At 63.8% G+C, this 3,749-nt stretch carries 3 protein-coding genes and 1 pseudogene; 1 reads left to right on the top strand and 3 read right to left on the bottom strand.

The genetic code is table 11. From position 1 onward, the window contains the following. Positions 1–282: 282 nt before the first annotated feature. From QZY48_RS21850 to QZY48_RS21840, 3 genes are all read right to left on the bottom strand, one after another. Positions 283–930, bottom strand: a complete 648-nt coding sequence (locus tag QZY48_RS21850) for a discoidin domain-containing protein (RefSeq protein ID WP_295435117.1) — start codon at positions 928–930, stop codon at positions 283–285. A gap of 691 nt (positions 931–1,621) precedes the next feature. Beyond that, positions 1,622–2,098, bottom strand: coding sequence for a molybdopterin synthase catalytic subunit MoaE (moaE, locus tag QZY48_RS21845; protein ID WP_295435116.1), 477 nt, complete (start codon positions 2,096–2,098; stop codon positions 1,622–1,624). Positions 2,099–2,203: 105 nt separating this feature from the next. Beyond that, on the bottom strand, positions 2,204–2,620 hold the full coding sequence (locus tag QZY48_RS21840; protein ID WP_295435114.1) for a coiled-coil domain-containing protein: 417 nt from the start codon (positions 2,618–2,620) through the stop codon (positions 2,204–2,206). A gap of 340 nt (positions 2,621–2,960) precedes the next feature. Here QZY48_RS21840 and aceE point away from each other — a divergent pair. Continuing rightward, positions 2,961–3,749: pseudogene (gene aceE / locus QZY48_RS21835) on the top strand (pyruvate dehydrogenase (acetyl-transferring), homodimeric type); the annotation flags it as partial.

Raw genomic sequence — 3,749 nt, 5'->3', positions numbered from 1 at the left:
GGACCCTACGGCCCCGCGCCCGTAGGGTCCGCTGTGCGGACCAGCGACCCCCCGTCCAGCAGCGTGGCCGGAGTTATGATCGAGGCGCCAAGCGTGACACCCAGTAGGATGGGTAGAGCGCAGCGAAACCTATCGCTTGCTCTAATGCTAAACGATGAGACGAGAAAAGAGGTCGTTCGAGGCCCGCGTTGCTGATGCGTCGTTATCTCGATACGTCGCTGTTGGTGGCCGCCCTGACTCGGGAGGGCGGCACCGCGGTCGCTAATCGCAATGGCGGAACCGCTATCGCGTTCCGCCCGTGGGCTTCGCTCTCCGCAGATACCAGCCGCCAACGAACAGCAACATGAATGCGATCGTGTACTGCGCCCAGTCGCTGAGCGTCGGCACGGGAGCCGGGGCAGCGACAACCGTGCTGCTATCACCAATCGCTTCGAGTTCTCCCAGCCCGGCCCAGTCAGAGCCGGCGTCCCCCAAGGTTTGGTATCTGACGTAGCGCATCGCAACGTTGAACATCGGGAAGGTGAAAGACCAATTTGTTCCTGTTCCAGTTGACCACGACGGGTTGACGATTGTCCAGTTCGAGCCGTCCGTACTCCAAGATACTTGGAACGTCATGTGATAATTTGGCCCATCGCTGGCGGTTACAGTGATGTGGTCTATCGAACGGACGCTGCCTAGATCAACTTGCCACCAGGCAATGTGGGTGCCGCCATTCCACGGCGTGTTAGGATTCCCGTCATTGCCGTATGCGATCTGATAGGAAGGGGTGTCCCAAGTGGAGCTGGCTGTCGCCGGTTTGTTTAAAGCGAGGTTTACCAGACCTGCGCTGGCCTGAGCCGCAAGAAGCAAGGAGCCAAGTATCAACACGGTCGACGCAGCGATGGCCTGCGAGAAACGACCGAAAGTGGGTTTTGATTGGATGACCTTCATGTTCTGTACCCCAAAAGATAGGAAATTTAACCGTCCATGACCAGATATCGCCGACTCATAAAATATGGACAACCGAGACCCGCTTGACGCAGTTTTTTCCATATTTTTCAGATGGCTAGGAAATTGCTGCCAACGTCACTGTCCGGATATCAAATGACTTGGCGATATGGTCCTCATCTTAGCCGTGCTAAGACTACCGGGCAAACGGTTTTGCGGCTCAGGTGGGTGGTCCGGGGTGGCTTCGGACGGCCCGCAAGACTGGCGGCGGGGCTGGCGGAGGGCAGCCGCTGGTGCACCGCCGCGTTGGGTGCGGGCCGGCACGCCGGGGATCGTCCGCCGCAGACGCTGCGTGCGGTGTTACCAGGCGATGCGCTGATCGAACTCGAACTCCGGTGCCGGTTGCGATAGGAGCCTGTCGGACTTTCGCTCCCGACCCCCTCAAAATCATACATTGACCGCTTTCGGTTGTGCTACGCGAAAACAGGTGCACTGGATTTCAGCGAAAGCTCCAAATTTCGCGTAGCACCGCGTCGGAGGGCTAAGTCCGACAGACTCCTAGGGCGTCCCAGTCCGCGAGCGGTTCGAGCAGGTCATCGCATCCGGGCGGTCCGCTGACCGGCGCTCGCCGGTAGGAACTGGCCGTGCTGCGCTGAGAGGACGTAGAGTTCCAGTGGTCCACGCTGACCATTCCCTATCGGGGGCTGCCTGCCGGGTCCGCGCCCCAACAGTCCGCCGCGTCCGCATCCGTCTCCCGCGCCTCCACCCAGCGCGGACCCTGCGCCGTCGTCTCCTGTTTCCAGAAGGGCGCCCGGGTCTTTAGATAGTCGATCAGGAACTCGCAGGCGCGGAAGGCCTCCCGGCGGTGCGCGCTCGCCACCCCGACGAAGACGATGGCCTCTTGGGGGCTCAGCGGACCGACCCGATGGACGATGCGGATGCCGAGCAGGTCCCAGCGGGCGGCGGCCTCCGCGGCAATCGCCTCCAGGGCCTTCTCGGTCATTCCGGGGTAATGCTCCAGGGTCATGGCGCTGACGGCGACCCCGGCGTTGAGGTCGCGCATCAGCCCCACGAAGGTGACGACTGCCCCCGCCTCGGGGCGGCCCAGCCACAGTGACTCCTGCTCGGCGGCCAGGTCGATGGGGTCCGATTGGACTCTGATGTGATGCATAGTGCGATACCCCTGCTGTGCCGCGCTTGGCCTGCCGCGACCCTGGAGTCCAAGGCTTCAGCCTTGGAAGACCGGGGGCAGGCAGAGTCCCCGCGCCCAGCGTTTTCAGAGCAACTTGACCAGGGCTGCCAGGGCACCGACCTGGGCAAACATGAGCGGGATGAGCCACATCAGTAGGGTATTGCGATTGTGCTCGATCTCTTTTTGGAGCCGTAGTTCAGTCTCGCGCAGTTCGCTGCGCAACTTCTCGATGTCGGTCTTGACCTCGCCGCGCAACTGCTCGATGTCGGTCCGGACCTCGCCGCGCAACTTCTCGATCTGCAAGGTCAAGTCCGCGCGTACCTGCTCGATCTCCTTGCGCAGGCGCAGTTCGGTCTCGCTCAACTGCTGGTGGGTGACGAGGTCCGGCAGGTGCGGGTAGCGCTCCTCCAGACGCTCGAAGGCGGCGGCGATGAGCCGCGCCCGCGCCCGCTCGTCCGGCGCGCTGGCCAGTGCTTCATAGAGTTCGACGACGGAGCCCATGGATTTGTCCCTCCGGGAAAAGTCAGAGGCAATGCGCGAGAGTTTAGCCCAGATCCAAGGCTAACGGTCATGGTGCCCGCGCCACCCCGGCAGATGAAAATCATGCCGATCGCTGGCGAGCGAGCCTGCGTAGTCAGGGCTTCCAGCCCTGACTGTTCCAGCCTGGCCAGGCCAGGATGGCCTGGCTACGCAGGGGACTTTCACGGTAAAGCCTTGGACTCCATGGGCAAGGTCCCGCTACGTCCACCGCGCGGCGGCCGACCTTGGCGCGTTGGGTCTTTGACAGTTTGCGCGCATCAAGGATACTTGAGTCTTCGTCCATCGAGCCGCCGAGTCTGCTATGAACGACAACTCCGACTTCAGCCTCTCGGGTCACTGGGCCGTGCTCCCGCCGGACCCGGACCCGACCGAGACCGATGAGTGGCTGCAGGCGCTCGATGCGGTCATCGAGCGCGAAGGCCGCGAGCGCGCCACCTTCCTGCTGCGCCGGCTCTTCGACCGGGCGCGCGTGCAGCGCGTGGCGCTGCCGCCGGTCTGGAGCACCCCCTACTGCAACACCATTGCGCTTGCCGAGCAGCCGCAGTTTCCGGGGACGCTCGCGACCGAGCAGCGCCTCGTCGCGCTGGTGCGCTGGAACGCCTTGGCGATGGTGGTGCGCGCCAACAATTTCTCCATGGAACTGGGCGGTCACATCGCCAGCTACGCCTCCGCCGCGGACCTCTTCGAGGTCGGCTTCAATCATTTCTTCCGCGCCGGTGAGGCCGGGGACCTGGTGTACTTCCAGCCCCATTCCGCGCCCGGCGTCTACGCGCGCGCCTTCCTGGAAGGGCGGCTGAGCGAGGCCCAGCTCGACCACTACCGGCGCGAGGTCGGCGGTGCGGGCCTGTGCTCCTATTGCCACCCCTATCTGATGCCGCGGTTCTGGCAGTTCCCCACCGGGTCGATGGGACTGGGCCCGCTCCAGGCCATCTATCAGGCGCGCTTCATGCGCTATCTCGAACACCGCCGTGTAGCCGACACCGCGGGCCGCAAGGTCTGGGCCTTCGTCGGCGACGGCGAGATGGACGAGCCGGAGTCCCTGGCGGGGCTGTCGCTCGCCGGGCGCGAGCGGCTGGACAACCTGATCGTG

Source organism: uncultured Thiodictyon sp. (assembly GCF_903828115.1).
In the GTDB taxonomy this organism is placed as follows: domain Bacteria; phylum Pseudomonadota; class Gammaproteobacteria; order Chromatiales; family Chromatiaceae; genus Thiodictyon.
Note: the sequence above shows the minus strand (reverse complement) of the source record. Positions and strands in the feature narration are given on the sequence as shown.